At 65.6% G+C, this 24332-nt stretch carries 18 protein-coding genes and 1 rRNA gene; 3 read left to right on the forward strand and 16 right to left on the reverse strand.

Annotated elements, in window-relative coordinates:
- Nucleotides 1-502, reverse strand: a 23S ribosomal RNA gene (locus QZ271_RS07605); the annotation flags it as partial.
- A 345-nt stretch (nucleotides 503-847) separates the two neighbouring features.
- Here QZ271_RS07605 and QZ271_RS07610 point away from each other — a divergent pair.
- Entirely contained in the window at nucleotides 848-1594 is a 747-nt protein-coding gene (locus QZ271_RS07610) for a molybdenum cofactor biosynthesis protein MoaE (RefSeq protein WP_291430132.1), read from the forward strand.
- A 149-nt stretch (nucleotides 1595-1743) separates the two neighbouring features.
- Here QZ271_RS07610 and ruvC read toward each other — a convergent pair whose 3' ends face one another.
- The 5 genes from ruvC to QZ271_RS07635 form a co-directional block, all read right to left on the reverse strand.
- Entirely contained in the window at nucleotides 1744-2259 is a 516-nt protein-coding gene (ruvC, locus tag QZ271_RS07615; protein ID WP_291430134.1) for a crossover junction endodeoxyribonuclease RuvC, read from the reverse strand.
- A gap of 79 nt (nucleotides 2260-2338) precedes the next feature.
- Entirely contained in the window at nucleotides 2339-3268 is a 930-nt protein-coding gene (locus QZ271_RS07620; RefSeq protein ID WP_291430136.1) for an ABC transporter permease, read from the reverse strand.
- 12 nt (nucleotides 3269-3280) lie between these two features.
- Nucleotides 3281-4276 carry an ABC transporter permease gene (locus QZ271_RS07625; RefSeq protein WP_291430138.1) on the reverse strand — a complete coding sequence of 332 codons (996 nt, stop codon included), beginning with the start codon at nucleotides 4274-4276 and terminating at the stop codon, nucleotides 3281-3283.
- 102 nt (nucleotides 4277-4378) lie between these two features.
- A complete protein-coding gene (locus QZ271_RS07630) occupies nucleotides 4379-6136 on the reverse strand; it encodes a peptide ABC transporter substrate-binding protein (RefSeq protein WP_291430140.1) in 1758 nt (585 codons plus the stop codon).
- Between the two features lie 365 nt (nucleotides 6137-6501).
- On the reverse strand, nucleotides 6502-6924 hold the full coding sequence (locus tag QZ271_RS07635) for an iron-sulfur cluster assembly accessory protein (protein ID WP_291430142.1): 423 nt from the start codon (nucleotides 6922-6924) through the stop codon (nucleotides 6502-6504).
- A 306-nt stretch (nucleotides 6925-7230) separates the two neighbouring features.
- On the opposite strand from QZ271_RS07635, the gene QZ271_RS07640 reads away from it, so the two are divergent.
- Nucleotides 7231-7482, forward strand: a complete 252-nt coding sequence (locus QZ271_RS07640; RefSeq protein ID WP_291430145.1) for a DdrH — start codon at nucleotides 7231-7233, stop codon at nucleotides 7480-7482.
- Nucleotides 7483-7562: 80 nt separating this feature from the next.
- On the opposite strand, the gene QZ271_RS07645 is transcribed toward QZ271_RS07640, so the two are convergent.
- The 6 genes from QZ271_RS07645 to QZ271_RS07670 all read right to left on the reverse strand — a co-directional run bounded on the left by QZ271_RS07645 (nucleotide 7563) and on the right by QZ271_RS07670 (nucleotide 12320).
- The gene (locus QZ271_RS07645; RefSeq protein WP_291430147.1) at nucleotides 7563-7760 is read right to left on the reverse strand and encodes a hypothetical protein; all 198 of its coding nucleotides are present in this window, start codon (nucleotides 7758-7760) and stop codon (nucleotides 7563-7565) included.
- Between the two features lie 412 nt (nucleotides 7761-8172).
- Nucleotides 8173-9486 carry a cytochrome bc complex cytochrome b subunit gene (locus QZ271_RS07650; protein ID WP_291430149.1) on the reverse strand — a complete coding sequence of 438 codons (1314 nt, stop codon included), beginning with the start codon at nucleotides 9484-9486 and terminating at the stop codon, nucleotides 8173-8175.
- Entirely contained in the window at nucleotides 9483-10145 is a 663-nt protein-coding gene (locus tag QZ271_RS07655; RefSeq protein ID WP_291430152.1) for a ubiquinol-cytochrome c reductase iron-sulfur subunit, read from the reverse strand. The genes QZ271_RS07650 and QZ271_RS07655 overlap by 4 nt, the downstream gene beginning before the upstream one ends.
- A 56-nt stretch (nucleotides 10146-10201) precedes the next feature.
- On the reverse strand, nucleotides 10202-11065 hold the full coding sequence (locus QZ271_RS07660; RefSeq protein WP_291430154.1) for a cytochrome c: 864 nt from the start codon (nucleotides 11063-11065) through the stop codon (nucleotides 10202-10204).
- Between the two features lie 383 nt (nucleotides 11066-11448).
- On the reverse strand, nucleotides 11449-11679 hold the full coding sequence (locus QZ271_RS07665) for a hypothetical protein (protein ID WP_291430156.1): 231 nt from the start codon (nucleotides 11677-11679) through the stop codon (nucleotides 11449-11451).
- Complete coding sequence (locus tag QZ271_RS07670) at nucleotides 11676-12320, reverse strand: response regulator transcription factor (protein ID WP_291430158.1); 645 nt, start codon at nucleotides 12318-12320, stop codon at nucleotides 11676-11678. Before QZ271_RS07670 ends, QZ271_RS07665 begins: the two co-directional genes overlap by 4 nt.
- Before the next feature lie 134 nt (nucleotides 12321-12454).
- On the opposite strand from QZ271_RS07670, the gene QZ271_RS07675 reads away from it, so the two are divergent.
- Entirely contained in the window at nucleotides 12455-12934 is a 480-nt protein-coding gene (locus QZ271_RS07675) for a hypothetical protein (protein ID WP_291430160.1), read from the forward strand.
- Between the two features lie 164 nt (nucleotides 12935-13098).
- On the opposite strand, the gene QZ271_RS07680 is transcribed toward QZ271_RS07675, so the two are convergent.
- From QZ271_RS07680 to QZ271_RS07695, 4 genes are all read right to left on the reverse strand, one after another.
- Entirely contained in the window at nucleotides 13099-14028 is a 930-nt protein-coding gene (locus tag QZ271_RS07680; protein ID WP_291430162.1) for a DMT family transporter, read from the reverse strand.
- A 112-nt stretch (nucleotides 14029-14140) separates the two neighbouring features.
- Entirely contained in the window at nucleotides 14141-15817 is a 1677-nt protein-coding gene (locus QZ271_RS07685; protein ID WP_291430164.1) for a DUF11 domain-containing protein, read from the reverse strand.
- Between the two features lie 817 nt (nucleotides 15818-16634).
- The gene (locus QZ271_RS07690; RefSeq protein ID WP_291430166.1) at nucleotides 16635-21515 is read right to left on the reverse strand and encodes a DUF11 domain-containing protein; all 4881 of its coding nucleotides are present in this window, start codon (nucleotides 21513-21515) and stop codon (nucleotides 16635-16637) included.
- Complete coding sequence (locus QZ271_RS07695; RefSeq protein ID WP_367114338.1) at nucleotides 21458-24250, reverse strand: DUF11 domain-containing protein; 2793 nt, start codon at nucleotides 24248-24250, stop codon at nucleotides 21458-21460. The genes QZ271_RS07690 and QZ271_RS07695 overlap by 58 nt, the downstream gene beginning before the upstream one ends.
- Between the last annotated feature and the right edge of the window lie 82 nt (nucleotides 24251-24332).

Genomic DNA, 24332 nt, shown 5'->3' on the forward strand with positions numbered 1-24332 from the left:
GGGGTTCTTTTCACCTTTCCCTCACGGTACTATGCGCTATCGGTCACTGGGAGTATTTAGCCTTGCGCGGTGGTCCGCGCGGATTCAGTCATCGTTTCACGAACAACGACCTACTCAGGTGCCACTACCGTCAGCCAGTCGTTCATCTACAGGACTGTCACCCTCTTTGGTCCTGCTTTCCAGCAGGTTCGACTTGAGTGGCTGAATCGTAAAAAGTGGTCCTACAACCCCAGAGGGTAAACCCTCTGGTTTGGGCTGATCCCGGTTCGCTCGCCGCTACTAGGGGAATCGATGTCTCTTTCTTCTCCTTCAGGTACTGAGATGTTTCAGTTCCCTGAGTTCCCTCCCACATCAGTGGGTACCCGCAAGCGGGTGGGTTTCCCCATTCGGATATCCTGGGGTCAAAGCGTATCTCCAGCTCGCCCAGGCTTTTCGCAGGTAATCGCGTCCTTCATCGGCTCCAGTGCCAGGGCATCCACCGTGGACCCTTAGTATCTTGACCCATCTTTCCTATGCGTCTCCTCGCCTGACCGCCGTCACCCGGATGGGTGGGGGGCTTTAGCGTGGAGCGCGGTTATATCGCGTTTCTCTCGCTCTTTCACACTCGCTTGTCATGCATCGCGCCTCGCTTGAGGCTCAGAAAAGATACAGGTCCCCGGCCCATCTGTCAACACCCCCCGCCCAGCCCACCCTTCACGCTGGCTTTCCAGTCCCCGAATGGTGTTCTGGACGGCAGCCCTGCCCACCCCTCATTGGAGCGGGCGTACAGATTCTGCTGACCGATCCGGCAGGCGCCGCCCGCCCGGTGAGGGCAGCTCCGGTGAAAGGCGCGTGGTAGCCTCTGACCATGCAGCTGAATGTGGTGTTTTTTGCCCGCCTGAAGCGGGAAACCGGCGTCGAATACCTGAGCCTGGAGGTCGCTGAAGGCAGTGACGTGCGCGCCGTCGCACAACTGCTCGAAGCACGGTTCGGGATCAGCCTCGGGGGCTGCATGACCGCCGTGAACGAGACTTACGCCTCACCGGATACCGTTCTGAGCCCCGGAGCGGAACTGGCCTTCCTGCCTCCGGTGGCCGGCGGTTCCGGCGAACCAACGACGACGCCCTCAACCGGTGCCCCCTCAGCCAGTGCTCCGGCAGACGACGGGCCAGCAGGCGACGTGCAGACCCACTGCGAGGTCACCGCCGCTCCCCTGCGACTGGAGACGGCCGACGCCTTCCTGGTCAAACCCGAGTACGGCGCGCAGGCGTACTTCGTGGGCACCGTCCGCAGTCCCAACAAGGGCCGGACCGTGGAGTTCATCGAATACGAGGGGTACGCCCCCATGGCACGCAGGGTCATGCAGGGGGCCGCCGACACTGCCCGCGAGCAGTACGGCGACCTGCGCGTGTTCCTTCAACACCGGGTGGGGCGCCTACTGCCGGGCGAGGCCAGCATCCTGATCGGTGTGGCGAGCCCGCACCGCCGCGCTGCACTGGAAGCCTGCGATTTCCTTATCGAGCACCTGAAGCTGCACGTTCCAGTCTGGAAACATGAAGCGGACGAGGACAGCCAGCACTGGGTGGACGGGCAGACCGCGCACGAAACGCTGTAACCCCAGGGCTGCAACCACAGGGAGGCTATCAGGGGACGGCGAACAAATCGCACGGCCTGCCGCCTCTTCCGTTCACCACCCACAACGACGCGAACGTGACGGCCACCGACACCAGCAGTAAGGGGGGCAAGCGGCGCCCCCGGGACCTTTCAGCGGGACCGGACGAGTCCGGCCTGAGCCTGCGCGGTGCGGGTCTGCATGGACGCGCTCGCCAGGTGCGTCAGGGCCAGGGCCAGGGCGTCGGCGGCGTGGTTGTTGAACAGTTCGCGGATGCCCAGGCTGGCCTTGACCATGTAAATCACCTGCTCCTTGTCGGCGCGGCCCGTTCCGACCAGGGACTGCTTGACCTGCATGGGGCCGTACTTGTGAACCGGCACGCCTGCCTGCGCGCAGGCCAGCTGCACCACCCCGAACGCCTGCCCGACCTTGAAGGCCACGTCCGCCTGACGGCGCAGAATCTGATCCTCGATGGCGACCGCGTCCGGGCGGTACTCCGCGATCAGGCGGCTGACCTCGGCGTGCAGGTACTGCAGGCGGCGCGGCATGATCCAGGCGCTCTCAGTGGTCAGGCACACGTGATGCAGGTGCCGGGCCTTGCGGACATCTCCTTCCACCAGCCCCAGGCCGAGGTTGGCGAGTCCGGGGTCAATACCAAGAACGATCACGTCCGCAGGATACGCGATGCGGCGCGCCCCGACAGGAAAGAACCCCCGCAAGGGCGGGGGCCGGGAGCACAACTGGGCGTTACAGGCGGCTCTTGGGGTCGAAGGCGTCGCGCAGACCGTCTCCCAGGAAGTTGAATGACAGCACCGTCATCAGGATCGCCAGTCCGGGCCAGAACGCCAGGTACGGGTGCTCCAGCACGACCTCGTTGGCGTTGGAGAGCATGTTGCCCCAGGTGCTGACCGGCGGCTGGATGCCGAAACCCAGGAACGACAGGGCCGCCTCGCCCAGGATCGCGCCGCCCACGGCCAGGGTGCCGTTCACGATGATCACGGCTACCACGTTCGGCACGAGGTGACGGAACATGATGCGGGCGTTGCGGGCCCCGAGCGCGCGGGCTGCGTCCACGTACTCCAGGTTCTTGAGTTTCAGGACCTCGCCGCGCACCAGGCGGGCGGTGCCCATCCAGCCGAAGAACGTGAAGATCCCGATGATGATGAACACGCTGGCGTTCGGCGTCTGGCGCAGCGCCACGAGGGCCGGGGCGTCACTGGCGAGCAGCAGGGCGCTGAGGGTCAGTAGCAGAGGCAACTCCGGGATGGACAGCATCAGTTCGATAAAGCGGCTGATGACCGTGTCGACCAGCCCGCCCAGAAAGCCGGACAGCAGGCCCATGACGGTGCCCAGACCGACGCTGAAGATGGCCACGGTGAAGCCCACGATCAAGCTGACGCGACTGCCGTAGATGATGCGGGACAGCAGGTCGCGGCCCAGGCTGTCCTGGCCCAGCAGGTGCTGCGAACTGGGCGGTGAGTAGATGCCTTCCAGGTCCTGGGTGTTCGGGTCGTACGGGGCGATCAGCGACGCGAAGATGGCCATCAGGATCAGCGCGACGATGACCATCAGGCTGATCATGGCGGCCTTGTGGCGGCGCAGTCGGCGCAGGGCGATCTGCATGGTCGAGCGGCTCCTGGCGGGCCGGGTGGCTGGGGTGGGTACAGCGGTGGTCATGGCAGCCGTCCTTTAGGAGTACCGGATCCGGGGATCGACGAGGGCGTAGGCGAGGTCGGTCAGCAGCTGGAACACCACGGTCAGCACGGCCAGCATCATCAGGCAGACCATGACCACGTTGAAGTCCTTGGTGACCAGCGCGTCCAGAATGGCCTTGCCCATGCCCGGCCAGGAGAACACGGTCTCCGTGATGACGGCCCCGCCGAACAGGCCCGGGATGCTCAGGCCCATGAGGGTCACGATGGGCGTCACGGCGTTGCGCAGGGCGTGCTTGTACAGCACCCGGCGGTCCGCCAGTCCCTTGGCGCGCGCGGTGCGCACGTAGTCCTGCGTGAGGGTTTCAAGCATGTTGGCGCGCATGAAGCGCATGGTCACGGCAATCTCGCGCAGCATCAGGACCATCAGCGGCAGCAGCAGGTACTTCAGGCGGTCGAGTGTCACCGCCCACCAGCCGGCCTCTGCGGGCATGTCGCCGCCCAGACCGCCGGGCGGCAGGGACAGCAGCCCGCCCGTCAGCTGCGGCAGGGAAATGGCGAAGAAATACAGGGCCAGCGCACCCACCCAGAACACCGGGGCGCTGACCGCCACGAACGCGAAGAAGGTCAGCAGGTAATCCAGCACCGAGTACTGCCGCACCGCACTGAAAATGCCCAGCGGCACGGCGATCAGGGTGCTGATCACCAGGGCGGGCACGGTCAGCAGCAGCGTGTTCGGCAGGCGGTTCTGGAAGATGTACTCCAGCGCGGGAATCCCGAAGTCCTGCGAGTACCCGAAGTTCCCGGTCACGGCCTGCTGCAACCAGAAGAAGTAGCGGGTGATCCAGGGCTGGTCCAGGCCGTACGCGGCGCGCAGGCGGGCAATGTCCTCGGGGGTGATGTTGCTGTTCCCAAACACCATCTGATCGACCGGGTCGCCGGGTTGCAGGGCGGTCAGACCAAAAATCACCAGGCTGATCACCAGCAGCAGCGGAATCATCTGAATCACTCGTCGTAGTGCGTAGGTTCCCATGTTCGAACTCCTGACAAACGGGGCGGGAGGGAAAGCGTGTGTGCCTTCCCTCCCGCGCCAGGTGCCGGGCGGTCCACGTGCAGTGGCCCCGCCCGCTGGCGTTTATTTCTGCTTGTATTCCTCGACGGCGCCCTTGCTGGCCCAGCCGATCTTGGCGGCGTTCCAGCTGGGGTACTGCGTGTAGGCGCTGAAGGTGTAGTTCACGAGTCCCGGAACCTTGGTGTAGGTGTTCACGCGGAAGTACAGCGGCAGCGAGGGAACCTCGGCGTTCCAGATGGTCTGCATCCGGTCGAACAGCTTGATGCGGTCGGCCTGGTTGAATTCAGTCTTGGCCTGAGTCTGCAGCTTACTGAACTCGGCGTTGTTCCAGCCGGAGTTGTTCTGTCCCGAGTAGCCGTTCGCGGCGGTAGGAATACCGGACGCCTTGAACAGGTTGCCTTCCTCGAAGATGGGGTTGTTGGACCAGGCGTACATGGCCATGTCCCACTTGCCAGTTTCACCTTTACTCAGGAAGTCCGGCCCAAAGATCACGCTGGAGGGGTAGTTCTGAATGTTGACCTGCACGCCCACGGCCTTCCACTGGGACTGCAGGATCTGCTGCACGCGCTCGCGGGTGGTGTTGCCGGCGGTCGTGGAGAAGTTCAGGGTGAGTTTCTTGCCGCCCTTCTGCAGGATGCCGTCACTGCCGGGCGTCCAGCCGACCGCGGTGAACAGGGCCTTGGCCTTGGACGGGCTGTAGTTGTAGTCGTTGACGTCTTTCTTGTACAGCTTACTGATCGGCCCGATCCAGCTGTTCGAGACGGCCTGACGGCCCTGGAACAGCGCCTTGGTCAGCGCGTCACGGTCAATGGCGTACAGCAGCCCCTGACGCATGCGGGGATCGTCGAGGTCCAGGTCCTTGGAACGCTGGCCGCGCGTGTTGATGTCGATGTGCTCCCAGACGGCGCCGGGCACGAAGTAGGTCTTGAACTTCCCGCGTTCGCTGCGGGCCAGATCCACGCCCTGGTCGAAGGTCAGACCCACGGTGCCGAGGGCGTCGAGCTGGCCGGACAGGATGTTGACTTTCAGGGTGTTGGTGTTCGGGATGAAGCGGTACGTGACGGTCTTGACGTAGTTGTCGAGGTTCTTCGGCTGGCCCCAGTAGTTGGTGTTGCGGGTCAGGGTCAGGCTGTTCCCACTGCGCCACGCGGTGGGCTTGAAGGGCCCGGCCACGACCTTGGGCAGGTTACGGGCGGTGGTGTACGCCGAGAGGAACTTCTTCCACTCCTCGCTGGTGACCTTGGCGTCTTTCTCGTTCTTGGTCTTGGCGTCGAAGGCGTTCCACGCGGCGCCCATGACGTGACTGGGGGCCAGACCGGGGCTGGTCTGGTCCGCGAACAGGTACGGCGGCTCGTAGGTGATGGTGAAGGTGTCGGTGTCGGCGGCCGTGATCTTGGCGCGGTTCCAGGGTTCACGGTCGGGCACAGGCACGCGGTCGTCGTTCTCCAGTTTCAGCCAGAACTGAAAGTCCGCGACCTTGATGGGCGTGCCGTCGCTCCACTTGGCGTCCTTGCGGATGGTGTACGTGACGCTGTTGCGGACCACATCGCCCTTGGCGTCCTTGACGATCTTGTAGTCGCCGTTGGCGATGCTGGGCACGCGGGTGGCGATGTCGGCGCTGGCCTCACCGTTATCATCGAGCTGGATCAGACTGGCACCCAGGTACCCGTTGATCTCGCTGGTGATAGAGAGGTTGTTGGTGTTCCAGGGATCATAGATGTTCGGCGGCTCCTGCGAGGTACCCACCACGAGGCTGTTGTTCGCAGGCCCGGCGAGCGCGCCGCCGAGCAGAAATACGGTAAGGGCAAAGGTCTTCTTCATAACTAGCCTCCCTGGACTCCAGGCTGATGGTGCTGCCCCTTGCCTTGAATGATGAGCGTCAGTATAGAGCTCATTAAAGCTGAGTCAAGAGAACTTTTTCCCGTTGCGTTTGCGTGAACGCATTGACCTGCTCCTCTCGGCCCTTACACCTAGGCACAGACAGGCGAACAACCCGAACCAACGGAGGATTCGGGTCGCCTGACCTTCAGGATATTCAGTACGGTGGGTCGGTGTGGGGGTTAAGTACGTTGAAGCTAACATTGCGAGATTCCGGGAAAGCGCCGGAACCTCTCCATTCCCGCTCCAACGTACTTTCTTCTGCTACGCGCTCCGCGCGGTTTATCTACAAGATAAACGCAGTGTACTTAGTGGCTGGAGCAGCCGCCGCTGCCTTCGCCGTCCGGGGACTGCGCGCTGTCGGTACGGAAAGACGAGCCGCACCCACAGGCGGACGTGGCGTTGGGGTTGTTCACCGTGAACCCGCCGCCCATCATGTTCTCGACGAAATCCACCTCACTGCCGCGCAGCAGGGGCAGGCTCATGCGGTCCACGAGCAGCTTGATACCGCGGTCCACGACAATCAGGTCGCCTTCGAGCTCGCGGTCATCGATGGCCATGCCGTACTGGTAGCCACTGCAACCACCGCTCTTGATGAACACACGCACCCCGGCGTTCTCCTTACCGCTACTGGCAAGGATGCCCTGGGCCCTCTGCGCGCCAAATTCGCTGATGCTGATTTCACGGGCGGGAACGCCGCCGGACTGTTCGGGGGTGGTGGTCGCGGTCATGCGTGAAGCGTACTACCATTCAGGCAATAAAAAAGTGCCTGGAAAGCAAATCACACCGACTCCGGTAAGGTGGTGCGCTAGAACCGTTCCATCTGAGTGGACTCGCAGAGCTGCGCCGCCCAGCGAGCAGCAGAAGCGAGCAGCAGAATGGCGGTTTGCGCGCATTGGGTGGCAAATCCGGTGATGGTGTAGGGGCCAGCGAAACAGACAGCAGTCCGTAGAAGTGTCCGCCCCGTGGCCTATGCAAGCAGGCGTGCCTGCTACGCCGCTTACATTCCTTGAGCGCCTCGCTGTTAAGATGGAGTCATGACGAACCCGTATGCCGAGTGGTTCGAGCAGCTCCGCAGCGAGTACGGCGAGCAGCTCCGCACCATGCCCCTTCCGGATGGACTGCCGGAGCACCTGCGGACCCTGATCAGCTCGAACGACGAAGATGCCATTCAGTTCATGGTCAAACTGGCCTGGCAGTTCGGGGCTCAGGTCGGGTACGCTGCCGGAACCCGACAGGGCGACACGCCCGCCGCGGACATCCCCAATACACCCCGCGTGCAGGCCTGATACCAGCCGGGAATCAGCGCGTTCACGTTTCACGCCGCCTCCTGATCGGGGCGGCGTTGTTGATGCCGTCACCCCCCTGGTCAGTGCAGTCCGGACCTGGGGGCACTCCAGCAACCCGGCTGCGGGTCCGGGTCAGGCAACAGTCCGCGCGCGATCAGTTCGAGCAGGGTGTCACGGGCCAGTTCTGCCAGGGTCTCGGCAGGGGCGTCAGCGGGCGGCAGGCCAGCCAGCCCCAGCTGACGAGCACGCAGACTCAGGTGGCGGGCCAGTTGATCCATGCGGCCCATTCAAGCACGGGTTCAAGCACAGGGCCGGGGCTCATACAACGCCCGTATCAGCAGGCCCCTCTCATACGGACTGCCGCTCTATTCCACCACAGTCGGGAAAGCGCCGTCTGCGGCTCCATACCGCGAAGGGGCGTCTGCTGTTCCTCCTCGCGTCCGCTCGGATTGATTCAGAACTTCACCGAATCAATCGGAATCCGTATCATACGGACTTGGCCGGACCGTTGTTGCAAGCCATTCTATCCGGGCAGACGCGAGGAGGAGCAGAGAGGACTCCAGGCGTGGAGTTGGCAACCCGGTATTGTCCCGGGTTATGAACGGAACAGACGGCAGTTCGTATGACCGCGCCAGCCATTAAAAATGTCCGCCCCGGCGCGGGCCGGGGCGGAGAGCAGTGCAGGGTGGTTCAGTCGTCGGCGTGGGCGTGGGCCAGGCTTTCGCGCTCGTCCGCTTCACGCAGGGCGCGGATGCCGCGTACGATGCCGATCACGGCGAAGTACGACACGGCCGGCACAAGCAGGGTCAGGATCCACAGGATGGTGTTGGCGTTGCCGGTGGTCAGCAGGCCCGAGCTGATCAGTTCGGGCTTGTACCCGGCGACGGACAGGACGATCATCATGGCGAAGAACGCGACACCGGCCGCCAGCCTGACCGGGTGGTTGGTGGGGTTCTCGGCGTAGTACTGGTGCTCGGTGGTGCGGTCCAGCATGGGTACGGCGAACATCAGGGCCATGACGATGCCCGGCAGCACCAGTGCACCCACGAATTCAGCGCCGATCAAGCCACCGAACAGGTGCCATTCGAAGCTGGGAATAATCGCCAGAGCGCCGAACACCCACAGCAGGTACCAGTCGGGTTTGATGTTATTGATGGGTGTGGTGCTGGGCGGGCCGAAGAACTCGACGGGGTGAACCGGAATGAAGGCCGCGAACAGCATGACCAGACCGGTCAACAGCAACGCCAGCACCAGCATGATGGGCGTCTGCTGTGTCATAAAGGGCACGCCCACGATCTTCTTGTAGGCGACGCGCTTGGCGTACTGAGGCTGCGTGTGCTTCTGCTTGATCATCAGCAGCATGTGCGCGCCGGTCAGGGCCAGCAGGATGCCGGGCAGCAGCATGATGTGGTAGCCGTAGATGCGTGGGATGATCCCGGCGCCAGGGAACTTGCCGGCGAAGGCAGCCTGCGCAACCCACTCGCCCACCCAGGGAATGGACCCGGTGATGGCGTACACGACCTTGACGGTGTTGTAAGCGTAATTGTCGTACGGCAGGATGTAGCCGGTGACGGCGGTCAGCGCCGAGAAGATCAGCAGCAGCATCCCGATCCACCAGTTGATTTCACGCGGTTTCTTGAAAGCACCCGTGAAGTAGATGCGCATCATGTGAATCACGGCGGCCGCGACCATGATGTTCGCCATCCAGTGGTGGACGCGCCGCAGCATGTCCCCGAAGGGCATGGCGTTGATCTTCAGCGCCGAGTGGTAGGCGGCGGGCACCAGATTAGGCTTGGTGACCGTGCCGGGATCGAAGGTGTTCACGACCAGCGAGTTGCTGGGCTCGTACGACAGGGCCAGCAGGATGCCGGTCAGGATCAGCACAATCAGGCTGAACAGCGTGATCTCTCCCAGGAAGAAGGAGTGATGCACCGGGAAGGCTTTGCGCAGAAACTTGTCGTTCAGGCGCGAGATGTGCAGGCGGTCGTCAAGCCACTGGTTCATGCGAGCTGCTCCTCCACTTCCTTCTTGAATTTTTCCCACTCCGTTTCACTGAGGAACGGGTAGGGCATGCTGGCGAAGAAATCCGCCACGACCAGTTGATCGCCTTCGAGCTTGATGGGCAGCTGCGCCAGCGGGCGGGGAGGCGGCCCGCCGATGACCTTGCAGCCGCGTTTAGGGTCGTACTGACCGGAGTGGCAGGGGCATTTCATGCCGTCGCCCTGGTCGCTGTCGGCCACGGAACAGCCGGCGTGCGTGCAGATGTCGCTGTACGCGACGATCTCGCCGTTCACCGTGGCGTCCAGTTTGGTGGGTTCCACGAGCTGCCCTTTCGGGAAGCGGTACAGGGCCAGAATGTTGTTCGGTTCGCCCTTGCGGATGACGTTATTACCGTCCTTGTCCTTCCCCATAGGCCAGGCGCGTACCAGCTGATCGCTCAGGTCACTGACCTTGATGATCTGGCCTTCCTTGCTTTCCGAGGCGTGCACGAGCACGTCACCCTTGACGGGCGGGGCCTTATCGGGCGTCAGGCGAAAGACCGGGTTGGCGGTTCCCAGCGCGCTGACGAGGCTGACCGTGCCGACAGCAGCAGTGGTGCCCATGGCGACGTTGATGAATTTCCGGCGTGTGATCTCGGGGTCCTGTTTCTTGTAACGGGTCATGATTCAAACCTCTGGGCTAAGCCTCTTGGCGGGGGCGGTGAGCAGCCGGGGGCCACTTACCAGGGGAATTCGCCGCTGGCGTCCTCGGCCAGCACCTCGCCGTCCATGAAGTACTTCTTGTACAGCCCGATGCTCGCACCGATCAGCAGCAGGATCATGGCAGCATAGAAGCCCTCGGCGGTCACGTTGGGCATGACCGGCTCCTTGGCGCCCCACCCGGCGTAATCCGTGACCATCTGGCGCACGAACAGCACACTGAACAGGATGCTCAGCCCCAGGGTCGTCAGTATGCCCAGCGTGGCCAGCGGGGTCGAGCGGACCTTGTGAATGCCGGGAGTCAGTTCCATCCCTTCAGCCCAGACGCTGTACAGACCGATCAGGCCGTAGGTGAGCAGCACCAGGATGAACGTGCCCAGGAAGATCTCGGGCAGTTTGAGGTCCTCGGGAACGAAGCGGCTACGGTTTTTCAGCACGGCCGGGTCAACCTTGGACTGCCCTTCGGCAACCAGGGCGGGCGTCAGCAGTTCCTCGGACTTGTTGCCCCAGGAGTTCAGGACGTAATTGGCGACCGCGTAGACCTCGTTGTCCTTGAGTTGCGGGAAAGCCGGCATGCCGCCCTTCCCCTTGGTGATGATGGTGTGCACGTACACCGGATCCGTGAGGATCTTCGTGTCACCAGCCAGTTTGGGGCCCACCCCACCCTGACCCTGCAGACCGTGACAGCCGGCGCATCCGGCCGTCTGTTCAAAGAGCGTCTTCCCGAGCGTCGGGTATTCCTTACTGATGTTCGCCACGACCGCAGGATCGACCACCACAGGTTCAGGCGCCGTTTCCTTGTTGAACAGGAACAGCAGGATGATCCACATGATGGCCGCGCACACGATGGCGACCCAGGGCATGACAGCGTCGTTTCTTTCCACGTTCCCTCTCCCTCAGCGTGAAGTGGCCTGTACTTCCCCGCCACGTGGCGGCTGGAACCCCTTCTCGGCCTTCTTTTAAGACCTGTTACGGGTCAGCATAGCACGCACCGAAGGCGCTCCCAGTCGCGTTTTGAAGTGATATTCAAACGGCTACTTGACATGCTGGCGGGCCGGCTGTCAAAGAGCTTTCCGGGGGACTCAGGCACCCTTCATGCTGCACCTTACCGAGCGGTTAAATGTCCCCCTGATACGGATTCCGCTCCATTCCACCACAGCCTGAAAAGCGCCCCCCTGAGGCCACACACCGCTCAGGGGCGTCTGTTATTCCTGCTCGCATGCGGTCGGATTGATTCAGAAGTGCAGGGAATCAACCTCAGTCCGTATCAGTCCGGAAGGATCAGTCCGGCCAGCGACGCGAAAGGGTGCGCCGTGCCCACCGGGCGCAGCGTGCAGAACGGAGGCCCCCCGTCCGGTTCCACGCGGTGCGGGCACACCGGGCACTCCGGGAACGCCTGATCGGTGTACGCGAGGTCCGCTTCGGCACTCCCGATCACCCACTCGCGGCTGCACCCGGCGCGGAAGGTCACGGGCGCGGCCACCTCCGGGCGGCTCATTCGAGGTTCGCGATTCCCTCGCGGATGGCGTACAGCGCCGCCTGCGTGCGGTTGTTCAGTTGCAGCTTCGTGAAGATCTCGCTGAGGCGGTTGCGGACCGTCTTCTCACTGATGTCGAGGCGCAGCGCGATGTCCTGGTTCGAGAAGCCCTGCGCCAGCAGTTTCAGGATCATGGTCTCGCGCTCATTCAGGTCGGCGTGCTTCTCGGTAGGCAACTCCTCGCGCTTATCGCGGAAGTCATCCAGGACGTTCTGGGCCATATCGGGGTCCAGCAGCGCCTCACCCGCAGCGACCCGCCGGATCACGTCGAGCAGGGTGGTCGCGTCGGCGTCCTTGAGCACGTACCCGCGCGCTCCGGCCTTGACGGCCTCGAACACGTACCGGTCCTGGCGGTACATGGTGATCATGATCACCCGCGCCGCCGGGTCGATTTCCAGGATGCTCTGGGTGGCCTTGACCCCATCGAGCTCCGGCATCTGAATGTCCATCAGGATAACGTCCGGGTGCGTATCGGCTGCGTAGCGGATCGCCTCCCGTCCGTTGGCGGCCTCACCGATGACGCGCATCCCCTCGGATTCCAGCAGGCTGCGCAGTCCCTGACGGAACAGCGCGTGATCGTCCACGAGCAACACGCGAATCATGCCCGCAGTGTAGGCCACCCCGTCCCGCATCAACGCAGCGCAGCCCCCCATGTTCCCAGGGCCGACCTACCCGCCCGCAGGCGGCGGGCACAGATGCAGAAACCTGTAAGTCCCGACCCGCTAGACTGACCCGCGTGATCACCTGGTTTGATGCCCTGCTCGTGACCCTCTGGGCCGTGTTCACTGCCCTTGGTGCCCGGCGCGGACTCGCCGGACTGGTCTGGGGCGTGGGTGGCGTCGCCATTTGCTTCCTGGCGAACTCCCTGGCCACCGGGGCGCCTGGGGCAGTGGTGATCGCCGCGCTGCTGGGCGTGGGGCTGGCCATCGCCACCGGCCGCCTGATTCCCGCGCCGCTGGAACAACCCTGGCACCTGGGTGTAGGCGCGCTGGGTGGGTTTCTGCTGGGCGGCCTGCTGATCTCCACGCTGGCCCTGGGTTTCCCGATGGACGTGCGTGTGGACGCCAGCGGCACGCGCGCCACGTACCCGTCGGCCAGCCTGCCGGAGGCCGTGTACAGGGGCGTGCGCGACTCGGCGTTGCAGAGCAACCTGCGTGGCGTCTGGAGCGGCAGCCGAGCCCTGAAAACCCTGCTGATTCCTGACCAGGCCCGCTGATACGGATTCCGATTGATTCGCTGCAGTTTTGAATCAATCCGAGCGGACGCGAGTAGGAACAAATACGGGTTTCGCGGTATGAAGCCACAGACGGCGCTTTTCCGACTGTGGTGGAATGGAGCGGCAGTCCGTATGAGGCCACACCCGGCAGCTCCCTGCGCCCGCTACTGCACCTGCACGGCGGGCGCTTCCGCGTGCGGTTCGGACGACTGGTTGCCTCCGTCCCGCTGGCTCAGGACGGTCGCCGCAACCACCAGCAGTCCTCCCAGCGCGCCGCGCAGACCCACCTGCTCTCCGATCAGCAGGAAGCTGAACAGCGTGGCCGTGACCGGCTCCAGTGCGTAGATCAGGCTGGCACCGGCTGCATTGACCGTGCGTTGCCCGACCGTCTGCATCAGGGTCGTGGCGGCCGTGGCGATCACGCCCAGGTACAGCAGCGGCGCCCACGCGCCCGCCGGGGGCCACAATGAACCCGGCGCGGCCACCAGCGCCCAGGCCCACGCCAGGGCCGTGACACCCAGCACCTGCACCAGCGTGAACGGCAGAGCCGCGTGCCGGTGCGCCATGCGTTCGAGCGTCACGATGAACCCCGCGTATGTGAACGCGCAGGCCAGCGCCCAGATGTCCCCGGCGACCAGGGTGCCGCCCTCCCAGGACAGCAGGCCCAGCCCCAGCACCGCCAGCGGCAGCGCCGCCCACAGCAGCGTGGGCATGCGGCGACGCTGCGAGACCATCAACCACACCGGCACCAGTACCACACTGAGCGCCGTGAAAAACGCCGCCCTGTTCGCGGTAGTGGTCAGAAGCGCGGTGGTCTGCGTGCCGTACCCGGCGATCAGCCACGCGCCCAGCACCGCGCCGTCCCGCCACAGCGAACCCCGCTGCCAGGCGCCCGGAGCGTCCGGCCGGGGCGTCCAGGCAGGCCGGCGGATCAGAAGCAGCGGCAGCAGCGCCACCGACGCGATCAGAAACCGCCACGCGATCAGGACCGGCGGGGGCAGCAGCTCGCCCAGGGTCTTCACGACCGCGAAGGTGCTGCCCCACAGGCACGTCACCAGAACCAGAAGAACCACACCACGCGCCTGAGCCGACATGCCCGCAATTGTAGTGCCCATCAGCAGAACAGCTCTGCGCGTGTTCGCCGTCACCCGGACGGAACGGTTTTGGTAACCCATTCCACCGGCGTCCGTACCAGCTATGAACCGATCAGCGGATGGTGGTCTGGAAGCAGGTGCGGCCAGACTCGCCGGACGCCAGGGTGCCCAGCGAGACCGTCATGGTGCCGCGCGTGAATGTGCCGCCTGTGGTGGTCAGGCTGCCGCCGTCCGTGTCAGCGTCGCTGCTGAGGTATGAGGTGAGCGTGCTGCGCGTGAGCTTCACGCCGAAGCCAGTGATGGCGCTGCCTTCATCCGCGTCGTAGGCGGTGGTCAGGGCGTTCGTGCTCCCGGGCACGTGATCCACGATCACGAAGTTCGGCAGGGCCGCGCCGCCCAGGTTCTCGAAACCGACGCAGTACTCCAGAATCTCGCCCGGCAGGCCGCCACCGGACGTCCCGAACGCGGTGCCCTTCGTGACGTTGCGGACCTCCTTGATCAGGTTGCCGTAGACCGTGTTCGTGGACGCGGCGGCGCTGTTGTTACTGGACACGGGGTCCGTGGTGGCGCTGCTGACCGACGCGGTGTTCGTGAAGCTACGGACTGCCGGCGTGCTTGCCAGGGTCGCGGTGGTCGGCGTAGTGGCCGTGACCGTGATGACCTGCGTGGCGTTGGCCGCGAGATCCGCGAAGTCCCAGCTGAGCGTCTGACCGCTGACGCTGCCGGGTGCAGGCACGCTACTGACGAAGGCGACACCGGCGGGAAGCGTGTCGGTCACGGCGACAGCCGACGCGGCGGTCGGGCCTCCGTTGGTGACGGTCAGCGTGTACGTGATGGTCTCGCCGGGTTGAACGAAGGCCTTGCCGGTCTTGGTAATGCCCAGATCCGCGCTGGGAATCACTACCGTCACGCTGGCGTAATCGTCTTCGGTCGTCACGCCGTTGTCCGTTTTCGAATCGCTGTCCGGTTGCGGGGACGAGATGACCTCTGCGACGTTCGTGATCGGGCCAGCACCTGTGGCCGTCGCGGTGATCGTCAGGGTGGTTGCCTCGCCCGCTATGGGGCTCAGAACGCTCCAGATTCCCGTGGCCGGGTCGTAAGTGCCGGCAGCGGCTGAGGAGCTGACATAGGTCACTCCGGCCGGCAGGACATCCTTTACCTCCACGTTCTCGGTGGGAACGCCAGGTCCGGCAGAAGGGTCAGGGCCATCGTTATGCAGCGTAATGGTGTAGGTGATGGTACTGCCCTGAATGGGCGTGGCGTTGCTCACGGTCTTGGTCAGTGACAGGTCATCGACGCCGCCAGCGATCATGAGGGCCACGCTGCTGATGTAGAACAGATCCTGACTGCCCTGGATGTTCAAGGTGCCGGAGGTGGCCCCGGACGACGTTTTGGTGGTGACATCGAAGGTGTCGAAATCCACACCGAAAGCGTCGTCACGCCCTGCATCTGCCGCGGTGGGCCCGGAGCTACCGCCGGTACTGATGGTGCTGTTGAAGATGCCGCTTCTGGGCGTCGTCCCCGTTCCACCCAGGTTAAAGGTGTTGGTAATGGCCGAGGGCGGCTGTCCGGCCCCGAAGCTCAGTGACTCGGCCACGCCGCTCGCGTAGTTGACGTTCAGGGTCTCGTCGCCCTCCCAGGCCAGGACAGAGGTTTTGGCTCCGAAGGTGGTGGGCACGAACAGCCCGCTGACGGTACGGGTGGTCAATTCGTTCTGACTGCGGTCAAATCCCTCATAGATGACCAGGTTCTTATAGGTATCAAGCGAGCTTTCGTAGATGATGTACATACCCCAGCCGCCAAGGACCTGTTCGCGAGAACAATGCTGAGAAGCCAGGCCCGGCGCAGTGGCACTAAGGGTTCCTACATTCGCCGACAGAATTGTCAAGTCAGTCATTGAGTAGGTCTTGTTCGGATCCGGCAGGCTGGCAATGTAAGGCGTGATATCCGCGACATCACCGAAAAAACCGCTATATCCCAACACTGTAGAGCCGCTCATGAGTGGGAAAATATCTGTGTAGCGAGATACGGCACCAGCAGTAACGGTCTGGCCGTCGAAGATCACAGTGGTGTCATTAATGACGGTACCCGGATCTGTGGCTGTCTTATCAGTCCGGTCAGCAGAAGCCGCCCAGTACAGCAGCGCCTTGACAATGGTGGCGCCTGCTGGCACGCCAGTAACAGCCTGTGACGTGGCCGTGGTGCTCACCTGGCACGCCGGACTGGTACCCGATCCATTGTTCGCCTGGGTGCGGAAGCTCGCGCCGGTCGTCACGTAATCAACGCGACCCTGGAACTTGTAGGTCGGTGTCGTGGCCAGTGGAGTATCGGCCAGGGCCGTGCCGGTCAAGGCCAAGCCCAGCAAGGCCGCCGCGGTCTGCCGGAATCTGGAGGAGAATCGGAAGCTTCTGCTTGTTTGCGCCGTCATGGCTACTCCTCGGGTTATGGGTGGCGGGAGGGGGCGGGTCAGTTCGTGAGATGTTCGTGTTCAGGATCTTGCTTGTGGTCGCCTCATAGCCAGAGGCGAAGCGTGCGTTCTCATGAAAGAAAACGGGGGAGGGCCGCGGACACCCCGCCGCCCTCCCCCACTGGGCGGGGGGTGGTGATTACCTGTTCTGGCCGAGGGTTTCGTCGATGGTCAGGTCAAGTCGCAGGTACGCGCCCTGCCGGGTGTAGGTGTTGCCGATCCCCGTGAATCCGGCGGGGTTGTACCCGGCGGTGATCCAGGTGCCGGGCAGGGCGCGCACGGACGCTTCGAGGCCGTAGCCGTACTGGGTGTTCTGGCTGGAGGGCTGGGTAAGGGCGCGGCCCCAGGCGCCGACACCGACGCGGTCGGTAACGTAGTAGGTGCCGCTGGCGCCGAATTGCGCGGTGAAGCTTCCAGGGTCGTTCAGGAGGGCGCGGGTATCCACGCCAGCACGGACAGCCCAGGTGGGCTGGCGGTACTCGGCGGCGAAGGTGCTGCTCAGTTCGGGCTGATTGCCGGCCAGGGTGCCGTTTACGTAGCGGACGGTGCCCAGGGAGTTGAAGGTGCGGTTGCGGTAGGCGTAGCCCAGGGCGGCGCGCTGGCCGTTCTTGCCGGCGCCGAATTCCATGAGGCCGTCGGCAGTGAGGCTGAGGTGGTCGCTGAGGCTCCCGCTGATGCCGGTGCGCAGCACGACGCCAAATCCTTTTGTGGTGTACGTGAGGTCGGTGCCGGCGGTGGCGTTGACGCGGTCGGTGGCGTAGTGCAGGTCCGCGCCGGCACCCAGCTTGGTCTGGGCGGCGCCGATGTCGTAGGTGGCGCTGCCGCGCAGGCCAGCGGTCAGGCGGTCAGTGAGCGGCAGGGTGGTGCTGACGCCGAAGCGGGCACGGTTGCCCTGCCCGCCGGCGTTAGGAAGGTCGTACGCGACCTGGTAGTTGGTGTTGCCCAGGCGGCTGTCGAGGTTCAGGCTGGCGGTGTGGCCCTTCCTCCAGTTGATCTCGTCGGTCAGGCCGACGCTGACGCTGTCCGTCACGGCGTAGCGGGTGGTGATCGTGGTCGTCGTGTCGAGGTTCCCGCTGAGGGGCTGGGTGTGCACCACGTCCACATCGATGGGTTTCTGATGGTACCCGGCGCTGACCACCGCTCCAATACCGTACTGGTCGCCGAAGGCGTACTGGAGCCCGGCGCCGACGCTAAAGGGAGCGAAGCGGTAATCGGCCCGGCCAGTGACGCTGCCGCCGCTGGTACCGGCAGCCACGGCGCCCTGGGTATCGTGGTACTCGGCCTGCAAGCTGCTGCTGAGGTTGCTGGTCAGGCGGCTGTCGACGCTGGCGCTGGTGGTCAGGCCGGGGCTGAAGGGCGCGAGGCCGGCGTACCCTCCGTCCTGGTAGCGCACGCGGGCCTTGATGGTGCTGCGCCCGAGGGTGGTGCTGAGGTCGGCGCTGCCCTGCACGCCCCCGGCGTAGGCGAGCAGGCCGTCGGCGCGGGTGGTGCCGTTGTCGTACGTGACACGGGCGCCGGTCGTGACGGTCTGGTCTAGGCTGATGGCAGCCACGCCGGCCGTGTAGTGCTGGCCGGTGTACTTGACCTGCGCGCCGAACGCGGCCCTGCGCTGGGTGAGGGGGTTGTTCAGGCGGTAGCTGGCGAGGACGGTCACGTCGTTCAGTTGCGCGTCGCTGGTGTCCAGGGCGCGGGCCAGGGTGATGATGCCGGTGCGGTGGTCAAGGATGTACTCCGCGTTGCGTTGCAGGGTGGTGCGGCGCAGTTCCTTCCCGGTGCTCCGTTCGGTGATCAGGACTTCCAGGGTTTCGCTGCCCGGCACGACGTCGCCGTGGGTGAGGCGCAGCAGGCGGGTGCCTTCGGGCGTGACGCGCTCGCCGCTGACGCGGTCTTCGGGGACCAGAGCGGCAAAGGTGGACACTTCGGGGTTGCTCTTGCTGCTGACCGTCAGGGCGGTCAGTTGCTCGCCGACCGGAAGCACGTCAATGGGTAGGCTGGTCTGGCGGTACGCGGCGCGCAGGGACGGGTGATCGTAGCTCAGGGCGATGGGGTCGATGCCCTGGAGCGGCACACTCTCGGTGCTGCTGTCGCCGTACACGCTGAAGCGTTTCAGGGTGTCGCGGTCGGTGGGCAGGCCGTCCTTGTCGGCCGCGACGTACAGTTTCCCGCCCGCTAGGGGCGTTTCGTAGGAGGCGCGGGCCGTCCAGGTCAGGTCGTCGGCGAGGCTCAGGTTGCCGTCCAGGCCGAGGGTGGCGCTGATGACGCCGACGCCCACACGGCTCTCGTCGGGTTTGACGGCAAAGGTATGTGCCTTGACTTCCTGGCCGACCAGCACGCCGAGGTTCAGGATGGCGGGCGCGGCCTGGGGGCGCAGGATCAGGTCGCCCTCGCCGTCCACGAGGGTGATCTGGTAGTCGGCCTCGGTGGGGTTCTGGTCGGGCGTCTGCACTTCCAGGTTGCTGCGCACGGTCAGACTGGACTGCGTGGTCAGGTTGCCGTGGGCGTCCAGAGCGCGAAGATGCACGCGCAGGGGGGTGCTGCCGTCGGCAGTCATGAAGCTGGGCGTGACCTCGACGCGGGTGGTCGCGCCGACCAGTTGCACCTGAATACGGTCCGTGCCGACGTTCAGGGCGTTCGGGCCGGGTTGCAGGGGCACGCCGACGTACGTGACGCGGCGGGTGCCGCGTTCCGGGTCGCTGACAACCTCGCCAACGCTACTGTCGGGCATGACGGCGCCGTTCACGCGCAGGCTGGCGTCCTGATCGGCGGGCACCTCGACGACCACGCTGATGCGGTCGCGGATGCGGATTTGGCTGCCGTCCAGGGGGTACTTGATGGCCCCCGGGTTCTCGGTGAGGGGGGTGGCGGCAGCGGCGCTGACACTGCGCGCAGCTCCCAGGTCCGCCTGATCCACGCGGCCCTCAAGGGCTTCGCTGCGGCCACCCCGGTAGCGGGCCAGCAGGGCCGGGGCAGGCAGTTCGCTCAGCGGGCCAGCGTGCGCGAGGTCGTAGGTGACCGCGCCGCGCAGGGCCGCGCCGCCGGCCGTGGCGGGGCTGCTGGAGGGTTCGGGCAGCACCCAGTACAGCGTGCCGCTGGGGCCGCGCAGGGGGTCCGGGATGGGCCGGCCGTCCAGGCGGCTGCTGCCGGGCACCAGGGTGGCGTCTCCCGGGACGCGGTGAGCGATCACCAGTTCGGTCGCCTGCCGAGGCGCGTCGAAAGGCAGGGTGACGGTGCTGGCGCGATGCTGCTCCGGAGTCGCTGGGGTACGCACTGGGGTCGGCGCTGGGGTAGGCACTGGGGCGGGCTGCGCGCTCAGCTGGCCGCCGACCGTCTGGGTGGCGGCGCAGTCCGGGGTGCGCAGATTTGCATTGAAGATGTGCGGCCCGGCGGCGGTCACGCGGGCGCGGTAGCTCAGCTCGCGGGTCTCGCCGGGTTGCAGCGTGCCGCTGAACTGGGCGCTGCTCAGGGCTTCCAGACCGGCGGGGACCGTGTCGGCCAGCAGGTACGGTGTGGCGCGCGCGCCGGTGTTCGTGACGCGCAGCGTAACCGTGATCTCGTCGCCCGTAGTGGCGCCAGGCAGCGGCTCGCGGCTCAGTTGCAGGCTGGTGACGTCCTGGCGGACGTTCAGGGTGACGCTCTGCTCCTGGCCCCAGGGGGACAGGCGGGCCGTGACGGTCAGCGGGCCGCTCTGGGCGGCGGTGCCCGTCAGGCGCAGTTCGCCGGGGTGGGCGGCGCTCAGGGTGCCCTGCAGGTGGCTCAGCCCCTGCACGTTCAGGCCAGGCGTGTCGAGGCTCAGGTCCAGTGGCAGGTCGCCGGCATAGGCGGTGCTGGCGCGGGCGGTCAGGGTGACGGTGTCGCCGATGCACACGTCGAGCTTGTCGCTGCTGAGGCTCAGGGCGACGGTCGGGCGGACCTGGATGTGCGCCTCGCCCTCGCCGTTTTTCGGAACGGTGACGCGGCTGGTATCCACGCTGACGTCCGCACCGGCGACCGGGTCGGGCACCACGGCGTACTGGCCGGGCGCGACGCGCTGCGTGAGCAGGCCGTTTACGGTCACGGGGGCCTTGCCGACGATGGCGGCTGCCGACGTGGGCTGCGCACCACCGGGCAACATCAGTTCGGCCGTGACCCGCAGCACCCCGGTCTGATCGACGCGGCTGAGAACGATGGGTTCGGGCACCCCAGCGCGGGTCAGGCTAAAGCCCACGGTGTTACTGAACTGGCGGGCGGTGGGCGGCTGGCGCAGTTCCACGGTGTAATTACCGGCCTGCGCGGGCAGGTTCAGGTCCGTGAAGTCCAGGTCGGCGCTGACGGTCAGGGGCGTGACGTTGCCCTGACCGTCGCGCAGGCGGGCCTGGAGTTCCTGGGGGCCGTCGCCGTCGTACATGCGCAGCACCTGGGCCCGACCGTCGGTGCTGACGTTCACGGCGGGCACCCATTCCTGCGAGTGCACATTCACGTTCAGGCGGTCGGCGCTGACCGACGCGCTGATCCCGGCGAGGCGCACCGCGAAGGTGTTCTTACCGTTGCCCTTCGTGACGGCCTTCAGGCGGTAGCGGCCGGCCGGGAGGGTCTGGTCAAGCAGCGTTTCCCACTCGTGCGCGCCGGGCGTGAACGTGCGGGTCAGGACGGTGGCGCCATCCTCGCCGATCAGTGTGAACGTGGTGGTGACATCGGTGCGGTTGGCATCGTACTGCTCGTCGCCGTAATAGGTGTCGCTGCGGTAATCGCTCTGGTCAACGCGGGGGCTGTACAGCTCCAGACGAACGGGGCCGGCGAGCGGCACGCTGAGCGTGAGGTCCTGATCCCCGACCGACCACGTAAGGCGGTCACCGACCGTGGTGAGCGGCAAGCTGGTGCTGATTTCCTGGACGCCGGTGCTGATTTCCTGGGCGCTGGCACTGACACTGACGGCCAGGAAGGCCGAGAGGGCAGTCGCAAAGCGTTTGAAGTCGGGTTGCACGTTCAGTACCTCCAGCTGATGACGGGGTCGGTGGTGGCGGCCCGCGGCTCGCCTGACCATTCAAAGCGGTAAGTGAAGTTCCTCTCCCCTGCACTGAGAGCACCCGTGTAGGACGCTGCACCGTCTTTCAAAACGGCACCTGCAGGCAGCGGGTCGGTCAATTGCACGCCTTCCAGGGCGCGGGGAGTGACGACGCGCAGCGTCACCACGTACCCGCCCAGGGTGGCGTACACGGCCTTCTCGACCGTCACGTCGCCCACGGTCAGTGTGGTGCGGCGCAGGGCACTGATCTCGCCGCCCAGCGGGGTCAGCGGGAAGTCCACGCTGGTCAGGCCGCGCAGAACTACGGTCTGCGTGCCACTCAGCGCCCCGTCCTGGGGGACCTTCAGCGGCGGGTACGGGGTGGTGTTGGGGTCCAGGCGCAGGGCGTACGTTCCGGCCGGAACGTTCGGGAACGAGTAACGCCCTTTAGGATCGGTCACAACCTGCCGCCCGCCGGCCAGCAGCACGCGGGCCCGCTCGACAGGGGTGTCCAGCAGCGGATCGAACAGACCGTTGCGGTTGCGGTCCACGAACACGGTTCCCACAATGTCCGCGACCGGCGCGAACTTCATGGGGTTGAGCTTGGTGGTGGCGCTGTCGGGCGGACTGACGATGGTGCTGGCCAAGCCGCCTGCCCCCTTGCCGCGGACCACCACGGTGTTGATCAGGTCGCCGACCGCTTCGGGCGTCACGCGGGCCTGATACGTGATCACAATCGAGCCGCCGGCCGGGATGGGCCCGCTGTTCCAGGTGAGAACACCGGCGGCGATGGCCGGGTCGGCCAGCAGGGCGGCGCCCAGGGTACTGGTGCCGGGAATGTACTGCAGGCCGCGCGCGGGCGTGTCGGTCACGACCGAGTCGATGATGGCGGTCGTGGTGGACTCGTTGGTGATCTTCAGGGTGTAGGTCAGGCGGTCGCCGTAGGTGGCTTCCCGCGCGCTGACGGTCTTCGCGATCGTCAGTTTCGCCGTCCAGACCGGGGTCTGCACCTCGTTGCTGGGTAGCGGCTGGGTTAGTTCGGTGGTCACGAACTTGAAGATGTTCTTCAGGGCCTCGCCGTCCTGTGCGCGGGTCGATACCCGCGTCACGACCGTCAGGCGGCGGGTCTCTCCGGGCGCCAGGGTGCCCAGGTTCCAGCGGACCACCTGCGAGCCCGGCTGACCGCTGAGCGCGCCGCCGTCACTGGCGCCCGTGAAATCCACGTGCGCGGGGATCGGGTCGGTCACGACCGCGTTCGTCAGGGGGCGCGTGTACGGGTTACGGACTGTCAGGGTGTACGTGATGGTGTCGCCCTGGGCGACCGTGCCGCCCACCGGGATCACCACGGTCTGCCCCGCGCTGCCCTGCTTGGTGGCCTCGAAGGACTTCGTGAGTTCCGGCAGGCCGGACTCGACAGCGCCGATCAGGTCGTGCGTGGTGTTGCGGGTGCCCCGGTCACCGCTGACGGTAATCAGGGATTCCAGCGGCCCGACCTGCTGCGCGTCGTAGCAGATGCGGACCAGCGCGGTCTGGGCAGGGTCAAGCACCAGCGGTTGCGCCAGCGGCTGCCCGTTCTCGCCGTACAGCACGCTGGTCGCCGTGCCCACCGGGTATGTGACGGTCACGCGGAAGTTGTCGCGCACGTCGCCGGTGTTCTTGACGGTGTGATCGAAGCACACCTGCTGCCCCACCACTGCGAACGGGCGGCTCTGCGAGTCGGCGGGCGTGTTCTCGGGAGCTTCGGGCAGGCCGACCGGGCCGATTGCCACGGCCGGCAGGTAGCGCACGTCGGCGCTGGCGCTGCCGCTGCTGCTCTTGGTCCCAGTCTGCGCGGTCGCGGTGTTCGGAATGACCTGATTCTCGGCGGCCGCACCGGCCAGCATCCGGAAGGTCAGGGTGATACCGGCGCCCGGCGCGAGGCGTTCGGCACGCACGCGCACGCCGCGTACCGGCGTGACCTCCTGGGCCGTCCAGGTCACGCCGTCCTGGGTGTACTCCAGCGTGCCGGTGTTTGTGCGGGCGCTGCCGGCCACGAAGCTCAGGCCCTGCGCGGCCTGCTCGGCCAGCAGGTCGGTCAGGATGACCTCGCGGCTCTCGCCCTGGCCGGTATTGCTGGTCTTGACCGTCACGGTCGTCTCGCTGCCGGGCCGCACGAGCGCGGGCGTGAAGGACTTCTGCACGCCCAGCACCGGGGGAGGCCCGACCTGCACACGGCTCACATTGTTGCTGTCGGCATTCTCCCCACCCGCGCAACTGGCGATCAGGTTCACGTACGCGTCGCCCTGCGCGTCACTGGTGTTCACGACCAGCAGCAGGGCGGCGCTGTCGTCGGGGGCCAGGGTCACGCGGCTCACCTCGGGTTCGTTCGTGTCGGGCCGACCGTTGCCGTTCAGGTCGCGGATCACGCGCAGCGCCGGGCTGATGGTACTGCCGGTCTCGCCCCGCGCCAGCACCGGAAAGTCCCCGCTGGTGTTCCCGGTGTTCACGACCGTGTACTGGAACACCGCCTGTTCGCCGGGCAGCAGCGTGGCCGACTGCCCCGGCTGAGGCACCGTGCCGTCCGGCGTGACACTGACCGAGCAGACCGCCTGCACGACCGTGACGATGGTGTTCGATACCGCCCGCACCGGGTCCGGCGAGGTCGGAGGAATGAATTCTGCCTGCGCCTGGTTGGTGATCTGGGTACCGGCGGGGGTGCGGGCCGCTGCGGCCTGACCCGCCAGGATCAGCAGGCCGGTCAGCATCAGATTGGGGGTCAGGGGGAAGCGGGTCACGGGAGTCTCCTTGCGGGGCGCGCCGGACGGGGCGCGGGGGAAAAGGGTGGCGCACTCAAATGTGCGAACTTCAATAATTGTT

It is taken from the genome of Deinococcus sp., from assembly GCF_018260555.1.
GTDB lineage: Bacteria > Deinococcota > Deinococci > Deinococcales > Deinococcaceae > Deinococcus.